The organism is Pigmentiphaga sp., from assembly GCF_033795525.1.
Taxonomy (GTDB): Bacteria; Pseudomonadota; Gammaproteobacteria; order Burkholderiales; family Burkholderiaceae_B; genus Pigmentiphaga.
Window position 1 is genome coordinate 307,268 of the sequence record NZ_JARYGM010000002.1, and the last position, 17,115, is coordinate 324,382.

A 17,115-nucleotide genomic window follows, 5' to 3' on the forward strand; every position below is an offset into this window, starting at 1 on the left:
AGGAACGCATGGCGCTTTTGCAGATAGCCGAACCAGGCATGTCCGAAGCCCCTCACCAGCGTCGGCTGGCAGTGGGTATCGATCTGGGCACCACCAACTCGCTCGTGGCGTCGGTCCGCAGCGGAGCGGCGGAAGTCCTGCGCGATGCCGACGGCCATGCCTTGCTGCCGTCGGCGGTACGCTACCTTCCGGGCGGAGAGGTCCAGATCGGCCGCAAGGCGCTCGAGGCGCAAGCGCAGGACCCCCACAATACGCTCGTGTCGGTCAAGCGGTTCATGGGCCGCGGCCTGGCCGACGTACAAAAGCTGCGCCTGCCCTACGAGTTCGTCGATGCGCCGGGCATGGTGCGCGTACGGACCGTGCAGGGGGACAAGAGCCCGGTGGAAGTCTCGGCGCAGATCCTGGCCAAGCTGCGGCAATTGGCCGAGGACGTGCTGGCCGACGATCTGGTCGGCGCCGTCATTACCGTGCCCGCTTATTTCGACGACGCCCAGCGGCAGGCGACCAAGGATGCCGCCAAGCTGGCGGGCCTGAACGTCCTGCGCCTGCTCAACGAGCCGACGGCGGCGGCGATTGCCTATGGGCTCGATAACGCGGCCGAGGGCATCTATGCGGTCTACGACCTGGGCGGCGGAACCTTCGACATCTCCATTCTGCGGCTGTCCAAAGGCGTGTTCGAGGTCATTGCCACCGGCGGCGATACGGCGTTGGGCGGAGACGATTTCGACGCCGCCATCGTAGCGTGGGTCATGCATGACCAGGGCCTGTCCGAGTTGGGGCCGGAAGACCGGCGAGGACTGCTGGTGGCTGCGCGGCGCGCGCGCGAGGCACTGACCGAGGCGGCCGAAACCGAGTTCGCGCTGACCTTGTCCAGCGGCCGCGAAGTGAAATTGCGGCTGACACGCGATCATTTCGAGACGCTGGCGCGGCCGTTGGTGACCCGGACTTTGTCGAGCGCTCGCCGGGCTCTGCGCGATGCAGATCTGGCTGCAGACGAAGTCAAGGGCGTAGTCATGGTAGGCGGAGCGACCCGCATGCCCATCGTCCGGCGCATGGTCGCGGATCTTTTCGGTACCGAACCCTTGATCAACCTGGATCCGGATCAGGTCGTGGCGCTGGGTGCGGCGATGCAGGCCAATCTGCTTGCGGGGAACCGGACGGCCGACGACGAATGGCTGTTGCTCGACGTCATCCCCCTGTCGTTGGGCCTGGAAACGATGGGCGGGCTAGTCGAGCGGGTGATCGCGCGCAACAGCACCATCCCGGTTGCCCGCGCCCAGGATTTCACGACTTTCAAGGACGGCCAGACGGCCATGGCCATTCATGTGGTCCAGGGCGAGCGTGAGCTGGTGTCCGATTGCCGATCGCTGGCGCGGTTCGAGTTGCGCGGCATTCCTCCCATGGTCGCCGGCGCTGCACGCATACGCGTGACTTTCCAGGTGGATGCCGATGGATTGCTGAGCGTCACCGCGCGGGAGCAGAGTTCGGGCGTGGAGGCCTCGATTTCGGTCAAGCCGTCGTATGGGCTTTCCGACGAGGAGGTCGCCGACATGCTGGCCGACGGCATGAAGAGTGCCGATGCCGACATGCAGATGCGCGCGTTGCGGGAGCAGCAGGTCGAAGCGCGGCGCCTGGTCGAGTCCGTCGAAGCGGCGCTGCAGGCCGACGCCGATCTTCTGGGCGAGGGAGAGCTGGCCGCCATACGCACGCAGCTGGCGCGCACGGCGAGCGCGGCGGAGGGCAACGATAGCGACGCAATACGGGTCGAGGTCGAAGCCCTGGCCGGAACCACCGAGGAATTCGCCGCCCGCCGCATGGACCGCAGCATACGCCGCGCCTTGGCGGGTCGCCGCGTCGACGAAATCGCGTAAGGACGGCGCGCCCTGCGGGCGCTTCCGCCTAGCTTCACAATCAGGTTGCCATCATGCCTAAACTCACCGTGCTGCCGCACGCCGAACTTTGTCCGCAAGGCGCAGTCATCGAGGACGCGCCCACAGGTGTCTCCATCTGCCGCGTACTGCTGGACCACGACATCGAGATCGAGCACGCCTGCGAACTGTCCTGCGCTTGCACGACCTGTCACGTCATCGTCAGGGAAGGGTTCTCCTCGCTGGAGTCGGCCAGCGACAACGAAGAGGATTTGCTGGACAAGGCCTGGGGCCTGACCTCCACTTCGCGCTTGTCCTGCCAGGCGGTCATCGAGGATGCTGACCTGACCATCGAAATCCCCAAGTACACCATCAACCACGCCAGCGAAAACCATTAAGGCGGTAAGCCTCTCCGCCGAACCGGCGGCGGCCCGGCCCGGGTACACTGGGACGGCGGAAGCCGGCTGCTCGGGCGTAGTCAGGGGTGGCCTTTGCGGCGCGGCACTGATGCGGAGAAATCGGATGAAGTGGACGGACATCTACGAGATTGCCGCGGCGCTGGCCGAGGCCCATCCGGATGTGGATCCGGCGCAAGTGCGGTTTACGGATCTACACAACTGGGTGTTGGAACTTCCCGGCTTCAATGACGATCCGAAACGTTCCGGGGAGAAAATTCTGGAAGCCATTCAGATGGCATGGATCGAGGAGGCCTAGCGCCTGTCCGCGACGCCGTTGTGCTGTTGCGTGAGGTGACGCTCGTCGGCCGCTGCGCGGGCGCGTAGCGGGCTGGCCGTCCTGTTGCTGGCCGTGGCATCGATAACGACGGACGAGCATGGTTTTGGAGTTTCTGCATCACTTATCGGAGTCTGGGCGCCAGCGGGTAGGTCGGCGGGCTGCGTTGCTTGCCGCGCTGCTCGCGGCGGGCGGTTGCGCGCCTACGGTGTCGCTGCACGAGCCTCCCTCGGCCTCGACAGTCCCGCCCGGACCGCCTGCCGCGCAGGTCCGGGCTCCGGAACCGGAACTGCCCTATACCTCTGTAGCAATTACCTATCCCGTCCGGGACGCCGGTGCGGTCGCCGCGCCTGCCACGCCGGGCTGGAACCCATCCGCCGACCTGCCGGTGGACGGACGCACCGGGGCCCAGGCCTACGGGATGCCAGGCCCCAAGCGGCAATCCAACTACGAATTCGAGCAGAAGCTCGACGACACCTGGGTGGTCCGGCAGAGCGTGCGCTACGGCCGGCCAGAAAACCAGCCGGAAACAGACTGGGTGACGGGGGCGACGGCGTCCGGACAGGACCCCTTGGCGCCCGGGCTGGGTACGTTCAACGTCGGCACGCAGGCGCAGGCCAAGTTCACGACGCTGGGGCTGCAGCACAGTTTCAAGTTCGGCTTCGACTACCTGAAATCACGCGACCTTTACGAGAGCCGGATCGCCCCTTCGCCTTCATTGGACATTTTCGATGCTGCCTATGGCACCACGATCGGCCAGCCGCGCATTGTCGCTCGTTCGTTCTCCGAGCAAAGCAAGCTGGGTTTTTTCATGCAGGACCAGGTCCAGTACCAGAAATGGACGCTGTCCATGGTGGGGCGCCGCGACCAGAACACCCATCGCACCATAGACCTGAATACTACGGATAGCGGCGAGGGCATCCAGCAGGACGACGTCTATAGCGCGCGCGTGGGGCTGCGCTACCAGTTCGACAGCGGCCTGGCGCCCTACCTCAATTATTCGCAGAGCTACGCGCCGGTGGCGGGCGATGCGACGTCCGCCACGAGCCGGCAGTACGAAACCGGCGTGCGTTATCAGCCGCCGGCCTTGGGCCCGCTGATGACCATTACTGCCTTCAACCAAGTGCAGAACAATACGCAGACAAGCAATGTCCAGGAAGGGTGCGTGCTGGCGGGTTGCCGTGCTTGGGCCGATCTGCGTATCAGCGGCGCAACCGTCGAGAGCCGGATGCAACCGCTGCAGGGGCTGAACCTGGTCGCTTCCTATGCGTTGACCAATTCGATCGTGCTCGCGGCCAGCGACGATGCCTACGGGACCATGCTGGGCAACCGCTATCCCGAGGTGTCGGAGCAACGTATCTCGCTGGGCGCGCAGTACGCCTTCACGCGCGGAAGCTTTGCCGGGCTGAGCCTGGATGGACGGGTGGGGCGTACCGGCGCGGTCTACGGCAGCGCGGCCGAATCGGGAATGTCGGTGTCCTACACCTTGCTGGATGCCGGCATCAATTACGACTTTGCCCATCTGAGCCCCAGCCTCAAGGGGTTGCGGCTGCGCGCCAGCGCGAACAACATGTTCGACTATGCGTATGCCTCGTATTGCTACACCGACGCTTGCACGCCTGGTGCCGGCCGGTCGGTATCGGCCGTCCTGAACTACCAGGTTCCTTGGCCTTGATACCGGCCCGGCGCTAGCGGCGGCGACGGCGCGGCCGGGCGTTCCGGCCGGCGGCTGCCGGGACGGCGGAAGCTGGCCGGATCAACTCGATGATTTGATCGGTCAGCGGCTGCAGCCCATGCCGCGGCCAGACGACGTGGATAGGCCGCATCGGCAGAGGATGCGCAACATCCAGCACCCTCAAGGTTCCATTGCCGGCATGGCGGTAGGCCACCTGCGCGGGCATGACCGCAAGGAGAGACGTGCCGGGCAGCACGCTGGCGATGGCATCGTAGGTGCGGGCCGCCACCCGGCACGGGGGAACGGCGACGCCGTGCTCGTGCCAGTAGCGGTCGAATTCCAGCCGCGAGGGTGTGCCGGGCGCCGGCGCCGCGAATAGGTGGCGTGCGAGGAACTGTGGCGAGAGCGGCTGGTCCGGGATCTCCGGTCCGGGAAGGCCGCATACGAATACGTTGCGATCCAGGTATAGCTTGCGCGACAGCAGCCCGCCAGGCGTTTCCCCGATCAGCGAGAGGATGGCCAGGTCCAGGTCGCCGCGATTGAGCGAGGCCATCAAGGTCAGGCTGTCGTCCTCCCGCAGATCGATCTGGACACGGTCGGCCAGAGGTTCCGGCAGGTGGTGGAGCAGGTCCGGCACCACCAGGTCGAGCGCGCGGGGAATGCAGCCCACCCGCAAGTGCCAGCGGCCGTCGCGCGCCATATCGTGCAGCCGCTGCACGTCGGCCTCGATCCGGCGGGCGACCTGCTCGGCCAGCATGCCGGCGGCCGTGGCGCGGCTGCCATGGGGCGTGCGTTCGAAAAGGCATATGCCTATGCGTTCCTCGGCCTCGCGCAGTAGCCGGGACAACGCTGGCTGGGACGTGCCCAGCAGGGCAGCGGCCTGGTGCAGGGAGCCGGTTTCGGCCGTGGCCAGCACCGCCCGCAAGTGGCGCAGTTCGAGAAGTTTGCTCACGATCGACGGTGAGAAGAGGGGATGCGGATCTGATATTAGTAGATCTCATATCCATATCATTTTCAAATTATTCCGGCTTGCGTACGCTGGGGATCATTCCAAGCGATGCGAGGGGACAAGCCGTGAAAGTACGAACCGCCGAATGCCTGTCTGTCCACCCGGGCTGGCGCAAAAACCTGATCTTCATCCGGATCGAGCTGGAGGACGGCACGATAGGCTGGGGCGAAAGCTACAGCCAGTACGACCGGGATGAAGCCGTCGCGGCCCAGGCGCGCGAGCTGCTGCGCTACCTGGTGGGCCGCGATGTCTTCAATATCCGCTATTTCTGCCAGGTGGCATTCGATGACTATGCACAGCGACGCTCGTCGCTGGAGTTCTGGAGCGCCTTGTCCGGCATAGAAATGGCCATGTGGGACGCCGTGGGCAAGCTGCTGGGGCAGCCGGTCCATCGGCTGGTGGGGGGGCGGTGCCGGGACCGGGTCCGCGTCTATGCCAACGGCTGGGGTTACAAGCTCAAGACGCCGGACGACTACGCACGCGCCGCGGAAGAGGTCGTCGCAGGTGGGCACACCGCCCTCAAGTTCGACCCGCTGCCGCGCCCCTGGCGCACGCACATCCCGCGCGAGCACATCCGGCATGCGGTGGCGGTCGTCCGTGCCGTGCGGGACGCCGTGGGGCCCGACATCGAGCTATTGCTCGACCTCCATCGACGGCTGGCTCCGGTCCATGCCATCGAACTTGCCAAGCAGCTGGAGCCGCTGCATCCCTACTGGATAGAAGAGCCTTGCCAGAAAGAAAACCTGGATGCCATCCTCGAGGTGCGGCAGGCCACCACCATACCCGTCGTCACCGGCGAAGCGCTTTATGGCCGGGCGGATTTCCGTGATGTGTTCCGCCGGCGCGTCGCCGACATCATCAATCCGGACGTCTCGAACTGCGGCGGGATCCTGGAGTTGTTGTTCATCGCCGCCCAGGCGGAAACCGAAATGATCGCCGTGTCTCCGCACAACTACAACTCCACACTGTTGTCGCTGTCGGCCACCGTCCATGCCTCGGCCTGCATGCCGAACTTCACCATCACCGAGTATTTCGTGCCTTTCGAGGATTTTTCCCAACGCGTATCGCACCAGGCGCTCACGCCGGTGGACGGATACATCACGGTTCCCGAGTTGCCCGGCCTGGGGCTGGATATCGACGAACAGGCACTGCGGTCCATGCCTGCGCAGCCTTACCCCACCCGCAGCCTCCGGCACAGCGAGGACGACCTGGCGGCGACGTTCTGAGGCCCATGGGTCCACGACGACCAACGATGACAAGAAAGGAGACAGACCATGAAATCCCTTTGCCGATGGCTTGGAGCCGGCGTATTGGCGGGCGGGCTGGTTGCGGCGGCGTGGCCCGCGGCGGCGGCCGAGTGGCCCATGCGCGCCTTGCATTTCATCACGACCTCCGCGGCGGGCTCGCCGCTCGACAGCATGATGCGTGCGCTGGGCAAGGAGCTCGGTGAAATACTGGGCCAGACCGTAGTCGTGGAGAACCGCCCGGGCGGAACCGGCGCCGTGGGCATGAACATGGCCTTGAACGCGCCGGCCGACGGCTATACGGTCGTGTCGGCCACCGGTTCCACTTCTTTCCTGATGGCCGAGAAGGACAGCCGTTTCCAGCCGTCCGACTTCGTTTTCCTGCGGGCATTGCAGACGGAGCCGTCGAGCGTGGCCGTACGCAAGGACAGTCCGTACCGCACCTTGAAGGACCTGGTCGAGGCTCTGAAGGCGAATCCCCAAAAGGTCAACATCGGGGGGTTTGCGACGGCGGGCTTTCACCAATACGTGCTGTACCGGCTGGAGCAGAAAGCGGGGTTCAAGGCCACGTGGGTGCCTTACCAGGGCGGCAACCAGGCGCTGCTGGCCTTGATGGGCGGACATCTGGATGCCGCCGTGATTACGCCGAGTACTGCCATGGCTCAGATCCGCAGCGGCGACGTCCGGCTGCTCGGCATCAGCAGCGAGAAACGCAGCGCTTTCTTTCCGGAGGTGCCCACCTTCCGGGAACAGGGCTACGACGTGGTGGAAACGCTCTGGCGGGGCGTGATGGTGGTCAAGGGTACGCCACCGGAGGCGACCCGCCGCCTGGTGCAGGCGCTGGAAGCCGTGGAAAAGCGCTCTTCCTGGCAGGCCTTCATGCGCGAGAATCTGCAGGACGATCTGCCCCTGTCCCAGCCGGACTTGCAGCGGTTCGTCGAAAAGGAGGTCGCGGATCGCAGGCAGTTCCTGGCATCCTTGCAGAAGTGACGTGCTGAATCTTCTTAGTTCGGAGCGGGGCGCCCGCGAGCTGATCCAGGCGGGCATCCTGGAGCGATGGCCCGGGCGCCTGCGCCTGGTCGGGCTGGCGTCGCCTGCCGCGTGCTACGCCAGAGTGGCGACCCGGTGGAGCAGGGTTGGCCGACGGGGCGGTATGACCGTTTCCAGCAATGGGTGGCGGAGGTGGACTGGGTATTCTTCGCTTGCCCGCTGTCACCGTCCACGCGGGGCCTGTTCGGTTGGGACACCCTGGAGGCGTTGCGTGCCGAGCGGCCGCTGAACATCGTCAATGTTGCACGCGGTGCGATGATCGACACGCGGGCCTTGCTCGCAGCCCATCGGCGCGGGCTGGTCCGCCATGCTTAGCCCTGGCAGCCAGCGGCGTCTCTCCCGCCGCTTAGGCTATCCTAACCGGATGCCGTTTGGCGCAACGTTCAATGGAAAGCCTCATGGCTACAGACAAAGACAACGATCCCGATTTCCAGGCCCTCATCCAATGGTGCGTGGAGGTCGAAGGCTTTCTGGTGGCCGCCGGCGCCAGCCGCGAAGAGGCGCAGGCCTATATCGAGCAGGAGGCCGAGTGGTTTACGGACCAGTTCTATGACGGACTGACGCCGGAAGAGGCGGCCAAGGCCAGCCTGAACGACAAATAGGCGGCAGGCGCGGCTCAGGGCGCGCCGAAAAACAATTGCTCGACCTTGGCCGACACGCTCATGCCGGCCGCGTGGGCTCGCCGCAGCACGTCCCAGTAGTAGCGGTAGCTGGCCCGGTCGTGCAGGCGTCCGGCCTGGGGGTCGCCATCGCGTATGGGGCCCCAGCCGGCGTGCGCAGCGGCCAGCAGAATGCGCTCGGCATCCTCGACGTCGGCCGCCGTGGGCGAGAGCGCTTGCACGATGGGATCGATCTGCGACGGGTGGATGCTCCACATCCGCGTGTAGCCGAATTCACGTCCAGCCCGTTGGGCAGCCCGGGAGATGACCTGCGGCGCGTTCAGTTCGGTCACGACGTTGTGTGACGGCACTTTGCCATAGGCGTGGCAGGCCGCCGCGATCTCCAGCTTGGCACGGGCCACCAGGGGATGGTCGAACTGGCCTTCGGCCGTCAATGCATGGGCAGGAATGGCGCCGTGGTGGGAAGAGACGAAATCCATCAATCCAAAGGACAGGCACTCGATCGCCGGGTGGGCGGCGATGCGGAAGACTTCCCGCAAGGCACCGTGCGTTTCGATCAGTACGTGGACGGGAATGCGGCGGGCCAGTCCGAGTTCGGCACCGATGCGCTCGATGGATTCTGCGGCGTTGAGGGCGTCGTTGGCGGAGTTGATCTTGGGAACGGTAATGTAGGCCAGCTTGTGGCCGGCGATGCCCAGGAGGATTTCGAGGTCGCCGATGAAGGCCGGGTGGTTGACGTCATGGACCCGCACGCCTACGCGCCCGTGTCGGTTGGCGTCGCCGGCGGCGATCCTGGCGGCCATTTCGGCATGTTCGGCTTCTTTGCCGACGGCGGCGCCGTCTTCGCAATCGAGGGTGACGTCGAATACCGGGCCTGCTTGCGCCTGGCGCTCGAGGCTTTTCAGCATGAGTTTTTCGGAGCCGGCGTAGTGGTCGCAGACGGGGAGGACGGCGGGTTGCCGGCCGGATTCGTGGAGGACTTCGGAGGGGTGTTTCATGGGCGCGTTGTTCTGTCCGGGTTCTTGAGACGGCCGTGTGAGGGGCAAAAAAAAGCACGCGAGACGATATCGTACTCGCGTGCTTCTGTGCCGGGCCGCCCCAAGGCGGGCTTCCCTTTTACAGCAGATGCTTGACGCCGTCGCGCTCTTCCATCAGCTCCTTGAGCGTCAGGTCCATGCGCTCGCGCGAGAAGGCATCGATCTCGAGGTCCTTGACGACGGCGTATTCGCCGTTCTTGGTGATGACCGGTACGCCGTAGATGATGCCTTCGGGGATGCCGTAGGAACCGTCCGAGGGAACGCCCATCGTGACCCACTTGCCGTTGCTGCCCAGGACCCAGTCGCGCACGTGGTCGATGGCGGCGTTGGCGGCGGAGGCAGCGGAGGAGAGGCCGCGGGCGTCGATGATGGCGGCACCGCGCTTGCCGACGGTGGGGATGAAGACGTTGCGGTTCCACTCGTCGTCATTGACCACCGACAGGGCAGGCTTGCCGGCCAGGGTGGCGAAGCGGAAGTCGGGGTACATGGTGGGCGAATGGTTGCCCCAGACGATGAGTTTCTCGATGTCGCCGACGGCGCAGCCGGCCTTGGCGGCCAGTTGCGACAGGGCGCGGTTGTGGTCCAGGCGCAGCATGGCGGTGAAGTTGCGGGCCGGCAGGTCGGGGGCCGACTTCATGGCGATGTAGGCATTGGTGTTGGCGGGGTTGCCCACGACCAGCACCTTGACGTTGCGGCTGGCGACGGCGTTCAGCGCCTTGCCCTGGGCCGTGAAGATCTGGGCGTTGACCGTCAGCAGGTCCTTGCGCTCCATGCCGGGGCCGCGGGGGCGGGCGCCCACCAGCAGGGCCACGTCGGCGTCCTTGAAGGCGGTCATGGGATCGCTATGGGCCGTGACTTCCTGCAGCAGCGGGAAGGCGCAGTCCTCGAGCTCCATGATGACGCCCTTCAGGGCCTTCTGTGCTTTCTCGTCGGGGATTTCCAGCAGTTGCAGAATGACCGGCTGGTCCTTGCCTAGCATTTCGCCGGAGGCGATACGAAACAACAGTGCGTAGCCGATCTGGCCTGCGGCGCCGGTGACGGCGACGCGCATTGCGGGCTTGGTCATGTGAGTCTCCGAAGAGGAAGGTGAGTTGGAATGACGCGACGCGCAGTGTAACTCCGCAAGGGAAGGGCACGGCGCAATGCACGATGGGGAAGAGAGGGAGGAAAGCCGGCATCCACGGCGGGCAGGGAACGGCGATGCGCGTACGGAAGGCGGACGGCGCGGCAAGCGTGGATGGACATGATCCGCCGAGTGTAGAAAAATCGCCACTGGGCGTCAATAAACATATCTTATGTTTTATATAAGACATAAGATTTTTCGCCGTTTTGGTTGGACACCGCCGCTTACGCTGTGACACAATCCGAGCCATGCCGATCAAGCCCCATGCTCCCTGGATGTCCGCCTCGTCCGACGCGCCTGCCACGTCGGGCGGGGCTGCGGCCGACGAACCAGGGGCGCCGGGTGCGGCGTTCAGTCCTTTATACAGGCAAATCAAGGCCTTGATCCTGCAAAGCCTGGACCGCGGCGAGTGGAAGCCGGGCGAGGCCATTCCCAGCGAGCTGGACCTGGCGGCGCGCTTCAAGGTCAGCCAGGGCACCGTGCGCAAGGCCATCGACGAGCTCGCCGCCGACCATATCCTGCTGCGTCGCCAGGGCAAGGGAACCTTCGTTGCAACGCATCACGAAGACCGCGTCCGTTTCCGTTTTTTGCGGCTGGCGCCTGACGATGGCCAGCACGCCGGTTCACGCAGCCGCTTCCTCGAGTGCCGGCGCCTGCGCGCGCCGGCCGAGGTGGCCAAGGCGTTGGAGCTGCGTGCCGGCGACAGTGTCGTCCTGGTCAGGCGGGTGCTGTCGTTCGGCGACGTGCCCACCGTCATCGACGAGATCTGGTTGCCCGGCTCCCTGTTCAAGGGCCTGACGGCAGAGCGCCTGGCCGAATACAAGGGACCGATGTACGGTTTGTTCGAAAGCGAGTTCGGCGTGCGGATGATCCGTGCCGACGAGAAGATCCGCGCGGTCGCGGCCGGCGAGCCCGAGGCCGCGCTATTGGAGATCCCGGCGGGCACCCCGTTGCTACAGGTGGAGCGTATTTCCTTTACCTACGGAGACCGGCCGGTCGAGATGCGCCGGGGGCTGTACCTGACCTCGCGCTACCACTACTGGAACAGCCTCAATTGACGCCGTTTTGGGACACGATTTGATACGGTGGCGATGAATGGGCGAAAATAGCATGTTTGCCTTAACCGGCGGCCTGGGCGCGGCGCTTGTCCGCCGGCCTTCGGACCCCGACGGAAACCCGGCCGGTGGCGCCGGTTTCCCTAGACGAATTCCCTGATGCGCACTTCCGCAGCAATGGTTTTTTTCATGGTTTGCTTACTTTACCCGAGGTCGTGATGTCCGACTCTGCCGCAAAACCCCGTCCACAGTTCAGAAATATCCAGATCTCCCAGATCGCGCGCTACCGCCTCCCGCTGGCCGGCAAAGTGTCGATTCTGCATCGAATTTCCGGTTTCGCGCTGTTCCTCGCGCTGCCCGTGATCCTGCTGCCGCTGTGGGAACGCAGCCTCATCTCGGAAATCGGCTTTGCGCAGTTCCACGATTTCGTCACGCATCCCTTGGTCAAGCTCATCCTGCTGGGACTCATCTGGGCCTACCTGCATCACTTCTGTGCGGGCATCCGGTTCCTGGCGCTGGATCTGCACATGGGACTGGAAAAGTACAAGGCGCAGCGTTCCGCGGGCGTCGTGCTGGTCGTCAGCCTCGCGCTGACCGTCATCTTCGGTTTGAAACTGTTCGGAGTATTCTGATGTCGGCCCCGCAAAATATCGGTCCCAAGCGCCTGGTCGTCGGCGCGCACTACGGCGTCAAGGACTGGATCATCCAGCGCATCACCGCCGTCGTGCTGGTCATCTATACGCTGGTGCTCGGCATCGGCGCGCTGCTCACGCCCGAATTCACCTACGAAAACTGGGTCCGCCTCTTCAATTTCGAGGTGTTCAGCTTCCCGCTGGGCAAGCTGCTGGCCATGCTGGCTTTCCTGTCGCTGGCCTATCACGCCTGGATCGGCGTGCGTGACATCTGGATGGACTACGTCAAGCCGGCCGGCCTGCGCTTGGCCCTGCAAGTCCTGACCGTTCTGTGGCTGGTCGGTTCTGTCGTCTATGCCGCTCAAATTCTTTGGAGAATCTAAGTCGTGGCCGCCGTTAAATCTTCTCTTCCGCGCCGCCAGTTCGATGTGGTGGTAGTCGGCGCCGGTGGATCCGGCATGCGTTGCTCGCTGCAGCTTGCGCAAGCCGGCCTGAGCGTCGCCGTCTTCTCCAAGGTCTTCCCGACGCGCTCGCACACCGTCGCCGCCCAGGGCGGGATCGGTGCTTCGCTGGGCAACATGAGCGAAGACAATTGGTTCTGGCACATGTACGACACCGTCAAGGGCTCGGACTGGCTGGGCGACCAGGACGCCATCGAGTTCATGTGCCGTGAAGCCCCCAATGCGGTCTACGAGCTCGAGCACTTCGGCATGCCGTTCGATCGCAACCCCAACGGCACCATCTACCAGCGTCCCTTCGGCGGCCACACCGCCAACTTCGGCGAAAAACCGGTGCAGCGTGCCTGTGCCGCGGCCGACCGTACCGGCCACGCGCTGCTGCATACGCTCTACCAGCGCAACGTCGCCGCGCGTACCCAGTTCTTCGTCGAATGGATGACGCTCGACCTGATCCGCGATTCCGAAGGCGACGTCGTCGGCGTGACGGCGCTCGAGATGGAAACCGGCGAGATCTACATCTTCGAAGCCAAAACCACGGTGCTGGCCACCGGCGGCGCCGGCCGCATCTGGGCCGCTTCCACCAATGCCTTCATCAACACCGGCGACGGCCTGGGCATGGCCGCGCGTGCGGGCCTGCCGCTCGAAGACATGGAGTTCTGGCAGTTCCACCCGACCGGCGTGGCCGGCGCGGGCGTCCTGATCACCGAGGGCGTGCGCGGTGAAGGCGGCATTCTGCTGAACAAGGACGGCGAGCGCTTCATGGAGCGCTATGCGCCGACGCTGAAGGACCTGGCGCCGCGCGACTTCGTTTCGCGCTCGATGGACCAGGAGATCAAGGAAGGGCGCGGAGCCGGTCCCAATGGGGATTACGTGCTCCTGAAGCTGGACCACCTCGGCGCCGAGACCATCAACAAGCGCCTGCCGTCGATTCGCGAGATCGCGATCAAGTTCGCCAACGTCGATCCCATCAAGGAACCGATCCCGGTCGTGCCCACCATCCATTACCAGATGGGCGGCATCCCGACCAACTACTATGGCCAGGTCGTCGTACCCAAGGATGGCAATCCCAATACCGTGGTGAACGGCCTGTATGCCATCGGCGAATGCTCCTGCGTGTCGGTGCACGGCGCCAACCGCCTGGGCACCAATTCGTTGCTCGACCTCGTGGTGTTCGGCCGTGCCGCCGGCAACCATATCATCGCCGCCAACCTCAAGCAGCGCTCGCACAAGGCGCTGCCGGCCGACGCCGCCGACTTCACCATGGGCCGGGTCGACGCCATGGAAAGCCGCAAGCAGGGCGAGCGCGTGCAGCACGTGGCCAACGACATCCGCAACTCCATGCAACGCCATTGCGGTGTATTCCGTACCCAGACGCTGCTGGACGAGGGGGTGGAGCAGATCAATCAGCTTGCCGAGCGCGCCAAGAGCGTTGCGATCCAGGATCACTCCAAGGTCTTCAACATGGCCCGCGTCGAGGCGCTGGAGCTGGACAACCTGATCGAAGTGGCCAAGGCCACCATCGTATCGGCCGCCGCCCGCACGGAAAGCCGTGGCGCCCATGCGCACAGCGATCACCCCGAGCGCGACGACCAGAACTGGCTGCGCCACACGCTGTGGTATGCCGAGGGCAACCGCCTCGAGTACAAGCCCGTAACGATGAAGCCGCTGACGGTCGAGAGCTTCCCGCCGAAGGCCCGAACTTTCTAACTGACATGCCGTCCCCCCCCCAGGGCGCCGTGGATCCGGTTTCGCCGGTCCGCCGGCGCCGCCCCTGGGGGGCGCGCGAAGCGCGCAGGAGGGGACCAACCCTTTTTGGAGTATTTCATGAGTGCCAAGCGCATTGTGAAGTTCGAGATCTACCGCTACGACCCGGACAAGGACGAGCGTCCCTACATGCAGAAGCTGGAAGTGGAGCTGGGTCCGAACGACAAGATGCTTCTTGACGCGCTGGTGCGCATCAAGAACGACGTCGACGACAGCCTGTCCTTCCGCCGCTCGTGCCGCGAAGGGGTGTGCGGTTCCGACGCCATGAACATCAACGGCAAGAACGGCCTGTCGTGCACGACCAACCTGCGCGACCTGAAAGAGCCTATCGTGCTCAAGCCGCTGCCGGGCCTGCCCGTCATCCGCGACCTTATCGTCGACATGACGCACTTCTTCAACCAGTACCACTCCGTCAAGCCGTTCCTGATCAATAACGCGCCGCCGCCCGAAAAGGAGCGCCTGCAGTCGCCCGAGGCGCGCGAAGAACTGGATGGCCTGTATGAGTGTATTCTTTGTGCTTGCTGCTCCACGTCGTGCCCTTCGTTCTGGTGGAATCCCGACAAGTTCGTCGGTCCCGCCGGACTGCTGCAAGCCTATCGCTTCCTCGCGGACAGCCGCGACGAAGCAACCGGGGAACGTTTGGATAACCTCGAGGATCCATATCGTTTGTTCCGTTGCCACACCATCATGAACTGCGTCGATGTCTGTCCGAAGGGACTCAACCCCACCCGGGCGATAGGCAAGATCAAGGAAATGATGGCCCGGCGCGCGATCTGATCGTGGTGCCGGAATTTTCCCTGCAAGACCGGACGCGCCTGCGCTGGCGCGCCCGGCGCGGCCTGCTCGAGAACGACCTGATTCTCACGCGTTTTCTGGATGCGTACGAATCGCAGCTCACCGATGCGGACGTGGCGGAGCTGACCCGGTTGCTCGAGCTGACCGACAACGAACTGCTGGACTATCTGCTGGCCCGCAAGGAGCCGGAGGGAGACCTGGCGACGCCCGCGATGCAGGACTTGCTGAAAAGGCTGCGTTCGGTGTGAAGCGGCCCGAGTCCGAATGATTGATTTTGATGGAAGAGGAACATCCGATGAAACTGTCCGACAAGAAAGCGACCCTGACCTTCTCCGATGGGAGCCAGAGCGCAGAGTTTCCGGTTTATGAAGGCACGATCGGCCCGTCGGTCGTCGATATCCGCAAGCTGTACGCGCAAACCGGGATGTTCACCCTCGACCCGGGCTTCATGTCGACCGCCGCTTGCTCGTCCAGCATCACCTACATCGACGGCGACAAGGGCGAGTTGCTCTACCGCGGCTATCCGATCGAACAATTGGCGGTCAAGTGCGATTTCCTGGAAACCTGCTACCTGATCCTGAACGGCGAGTTGCCGAACGCCCAGCAGAAGGCCGACTTCGACCACCTGGTGACGCACCACACCATGGTCAACGAGCAGCTGCAGTTCTTCCTGCGCGGCTTCCGCCGGGACGCCCACCCCATGGCCGTGCTGACGGGCCTGGTCGGCGCGCTGTCGGCTTTCTATCACGACTCCATCGACATTACCCAGCCCAAGCACCGCGAAATCTCGGCCATACGCCTGATTGCCAAGATGCCTACGCTGGTGGCCATGGCCTATAAGTATTCGGTCGGCCAGCCCTACGTCTATCCGAAGAACGACCTGTCCTACACCGGCAACTTCCTGCGCATGATGTTCGGCACGCCGTGCGAGGAATACCAGGTGAATCCGGTCATCGAGCGCGCGCTCGACCGCATCTTCATCCTGCACGCCGACCATGAACAGAATGCGTCGACCTCGACCGTGCGCCTGTGCGGCTCCTCGGGTACCAACCCGTTTGCCGCCATCGCGGCCGGCGTGGCGTGCCTCTGGGGCCCGGCCCACGGCGGCGCCAACGAAGCGGCGCTGCAGATGCTGGAAGATCTGCTGGCGGCCGGCGGCGTGGACAAGCTGGGCGAGTTCGTGGCCAAGGTCAAGGACAAGAACTCGGGCGTGCGCCTGATGGGCTTTGGCCACCGCGTCTACAAGAACTACGACCCCCGCGCCAAGCTGATGCAGCAGACCTGCCGCGAAGTGCTGGAAGAGCTGGGCCTGCAGGACGATCCGCTGTTCAAGCTGGCCATGGCGCTCGAGAAGATCGCCTTGGAGGACGATTACTTCGTCCAGCGCAAGCTGTACCCGAACGTCGACTTCTACTCGGGCATCGTCCAGCGCGCGATCGGCATCCCGACTCAGCTGTTCACGGCCATCTTCGCGCTGGCCCGTACGGTTGGCTGGATCGCCCAGTGGGACGAAATGATCTCCGACCCGGACTACAAGATCGGCCGTCCGCGCCAGCTGTACACCGGTTCGGCTGCCCGCGAGGTCAAGGACCTGGACCAGCGTTGAGCCACGGGATGGCCGGCGTCATACACCGGCCGTTGCAACTGGCACGCCGACCCGCCTGTTAGCAGGCGGGTTTTTTTCTGCCTTTCAGGCCACGATTCGCTGTTCGACCTGGCCTATGGCTACGCCCGCGGGCAGATGACGGCCTTCGTCGCGTTGCAGCAAAAAGAGGTCGCGGCGGCCGAGCGGGGCGGGACCGCAGCGCTGGTCCGATCGACCGAAGCGGCCCAGTGCGACGGTCATGGAGAACGGCAGCAAGCAGGATGAACAAAGGTTCCGCAGCGGGCGTTGTTGCGCCGCGCAAAGCGGTCGGAAAGGGTTGCTTCGGCAACCCTTTCTTGCATGCCGCACTGGAACCAAGTGCTGGCCGCAGCTGTCTTGCACAGAGGTAAGGGCGGGACGCGCAAGCGTCGGGTAAACCGCCACACCGGGGTGGAATTTCCCAGCAAG

Annotated in this window: 19 protein-coding genes; 15 read left to right on the forward strand and 4 right to left on the reverse strand. The window is 64.5% G+C overall.

Translation table 11 applies throughout. The features are described 5' to 3' along the window. The first annotated feature begins 8 nt into the window (after positions 1-8). The 4 genes from hscA (at position 9) to QHC78_RS06220 (ending at position 4,275) form a co-directional block, all read left to right on the forward strand. Complete coding sequence (gene hscA, locus QHC78_RS06205; protein WP_319743017.1) at positions 9-1,871, forward strand: Fe-S protein assembly chaperone HscA; 1,863 nt, start codon at positions 9-11, stop codon at positions 1,869-1,871. 53 nt (positions 1,872-1,924) lie between these two features. After that, positions 1,925-2,266 carry an ISC system 2Fe-2S type ferredoxin gene (fdx, locus tag QHC78_RS06210; RefSeq protein WP_319743018.1) on the forward strand — a complete coding sequence of 114 codons (342 nt, stop codon included), beginning with the start codon at positions 1,925-1,927 and terminating at the stop codon, positions 2,264-2,266. Positions 2,267-2,390: 124 nt separating this feature from the next. After that, complete coding sequence (gene iscX, locus QHC78_RS06215) at positions 2,391-2,582, forward strand: Fe-S cluster assembly protein IscX (protein ID WP_319743019.1); 192 nt, start codon at positions 2,391-2,393, stop codon at positions 2,580-2,582. A gap of 118 nt (positions 2,583-2,700) precedes the next feature. After that, positions 2,701-4,275 carry a TonB-dependent receptor domain-containing protein gene (locus QHC78_RS06220; protein ID WP_319743020.1) on the forward strand — a complete coding sequence of 525 codons (1,575 nt, stop codon included), beginning with the start codon at positions 2,701-2,703 and terminating at the stop codon, positions 4,273-4,275. A 13-nt stretch (positions 4,276-4,288) separates the two neighbouring features. Here QHC78_RS06220 and QHC78_RS06225 read toward each other — a convergent pair whose 3' ends face one another. Beyond that, the gene (locus QHC78_RS06225; protein WP_319743021.1) at positions 4,289-5,227 is read right to left on the reverse strand and encodes a LysR family transcriptional regulator; all 939 of its coding nucleotides are present in this window, start codon (positions 5,225-5,227) and stop codon (positions 4,289-4,291) included. Between the two features lie 122 nt (positions 5,228-5,349). On the opposite strand from QHC78_RS06225, the gene QHC78_RS06230 reads away from it, so the two are divergent. The 4 genes from QHC78_RS06230 (at position 5,350) to QHC78_RS06245 (ending at position 8,180) form a co-directional block, all read left to right on the forward strand. Further along, the gene (locus QHC78_RS06230; RefSeq protein WP_319743022.1) at positions 5,350-6,510 is read left to right on the forward strand and encodes a mandelate racemase/muconate lactonizing enzyme family protein; all 1,161 of its coding nucleotides are present in this window, start codon (positions 5,350-5,352) and stop codon (positions 6,508-6,510) included. A gap of 48 nt (positions 6,511-6,558) precedes the next feature. Next, positions 6,559-7,518 (forward strand): tripartite tricarboxylate transporter substrate binding protein, encoded by a 960-nt coding sequence (locus QHC78_RS06235; RefSeq protein ID WP_319743023.1) that lies wholly within the window; start codon positions 6,559-6,561, stop codon positions 7,516-7,518. A 111-nt stretch (positions 7,519-7,629) separates the two neighbouring features. Further along, complete coding sequence (locus tag QHC78_RS06240; RefSeq protein ID WP_319743024.1) at positions 7,630-7,893, forward strand: NAD(P)-dependent oxidoreductase; 264 nt, start codon at positions 7,630-7,632, stop codon at positions 7,891-7,893. Between the two features lie 83 nt (positions 7,894-7,976). Beyond that, positions 7,977-8,180 carry a hypothetical protein gene (locus QHC78_RS06245; RefSeq protein WP_319743025.1) on the forward strand — a complete coding sequence of 68 codons (204 nt, stop codon included), beginning with the start codon at positions 7,977-7,979 and terminating at the stop codon, positions 8,178-8,180. Between the two features lie 14 nt (positions 8,181-8,194). On the opposite strand, the gene QHC78_RS06250 is transcribed toward QHC78_RS06245, so the two are convergent. Next, on the reverse strand, positions 8,195-9,196 hold the full coding sequence (locus QHC78_RS06250; RefSeq protein WP_319743026.1) for an HpcH/HpaI aldolase/citrate lyase family protein: 1,002 nt from the start codon (positions 9,194-9,196) through the stop codon (positions 8,195-8,197). Between the two features lie 118 nt (positions 9,197-9,314). Next, on the reverse strand, positions 9,315-10,301 hold the full coding sequence (locus QHC78_RS06255) for a malate dehydrogenase (protein ID WP_319743027.1): 987 nt from the start codon (positions 10,299-10,301) through the stop codon (positions 9,315-9,317). 332 nt (positions 10,302-10,633) lie between these two features. On the opposite strand from QHC78_RS06255, the gene QHC78_RS06260 reads away from it, so the two are divergent. The 7 genes from QHC78_RS06260 to gltA all read left to right on the forward strand — a co-directional run bounded on the left by QHC78_RS06260 (position 10,634) and on the right by gltA (position 16,668). Then, the gene (locus QHC78_RS06260) at positions 10,634-11,416 is read left to right on the forward strand and encodes a GntR family transcriptional regulator (RefSeq protein WP_413816433.1); all 783 of its coding nucleotides are present in this window, start codon (positions 10,634-10,636) and stop codon (positions 11,414-11,416) included. 215 nt (positions 11,417-11,631) lie between these two features. Then, positions 11,632-12,045 (forward strand): succinate dehydrogenase, cytochrome b556 subunit, encoded by a 414-nt coding sequence (gene sdhC, locus QHC78_RS06265; protein ID WP_319743029.1) that lies wholly within the window; start codon positions 11,632-11,634, stop codon positions 12,043-12,045. Continuing rightward, on the forward strand, positions 12,045-12,428 hold the full coding sequence (gene sdhD / locus QHC78_RS06270) for a succinate dehydrogenase, hydrophobic membrane anchor protein (protein WP_319743030.1): 384 nt from the start codon (positions 12,045-12,047) through the stop codon (positions 12,426-12,428). Before sdhC ends, sdhD begins: the two co-directional genes overlap by 1 nt. A gap of 3 nt (positions 12,429-12,431) precedes the next feature. Further along, positions 12,432-14,210, forward strand: a complete 1,779-nt coding sequence (gene sdhA / locus QHC78_RS06275) for a succinate dehydrogenase flavoprotein subunit (RefSeq protein ID WP_319743031.1) — start codon at positions 12,432-12,434, stop codon at positions 14,208-14,210. A 117-nt stretch (positions 14,211-14,327) separates the two neighbouring features. After that, positions 14,328-15,044, forward strand: a complete 717-nt coding sequence (locus QHC78_RS06280) for a succinate dehydrogenase iron-sulfur subunit (protein WP_319743032.1) — start codon at positions 14,328-14,330, stop codon at positions 15,042-15,044. A 5-nt stretch (positions 15,045-15,049) separates the two neighbouring features. Next, positions 15,050-15,310 (forward strand): FAD assembly factor SdhE, encoded by a 261-nt coding sequence (locus QHC78_RS06285; protein WP_319743033.1) that lies wholly within the window; start codon positions 15,050-15,052, stop codon positions 15,308-15,310. A gap of 47 nt (positions 15,311-15,357) precedes the next feature. Beyond that, complete coding sequence (gltA, locus tag QHC78_RS06290) at positions 15,358-16,668, forward strand: citrate synthase (RefSeq protein ID WP_319743034.1); 1,311 nt, start codon at positions 15,358-15,360, stop codon at positions 16,666-16,668. 84 nt (positions 16,669-16,752) lie between these two features. Here gltA and QHC78_RS06295 read toward each other — a convergent pair whose 3' ends face one another. Then, the gene (locus QHC78_RS06295) at positions 16,753-16,908 is read right to left on the reverse strand and encodes a hypothetical protein (protein WP_319743035.1); all 156 of its coding nucleotides are present in this window, start codon (positions 16,906-16,908) and stop codon (positions 16,753-16,755) included. Between the last annotated feature and the right edge of the window lie 207 nt (positions 16,909-17,115).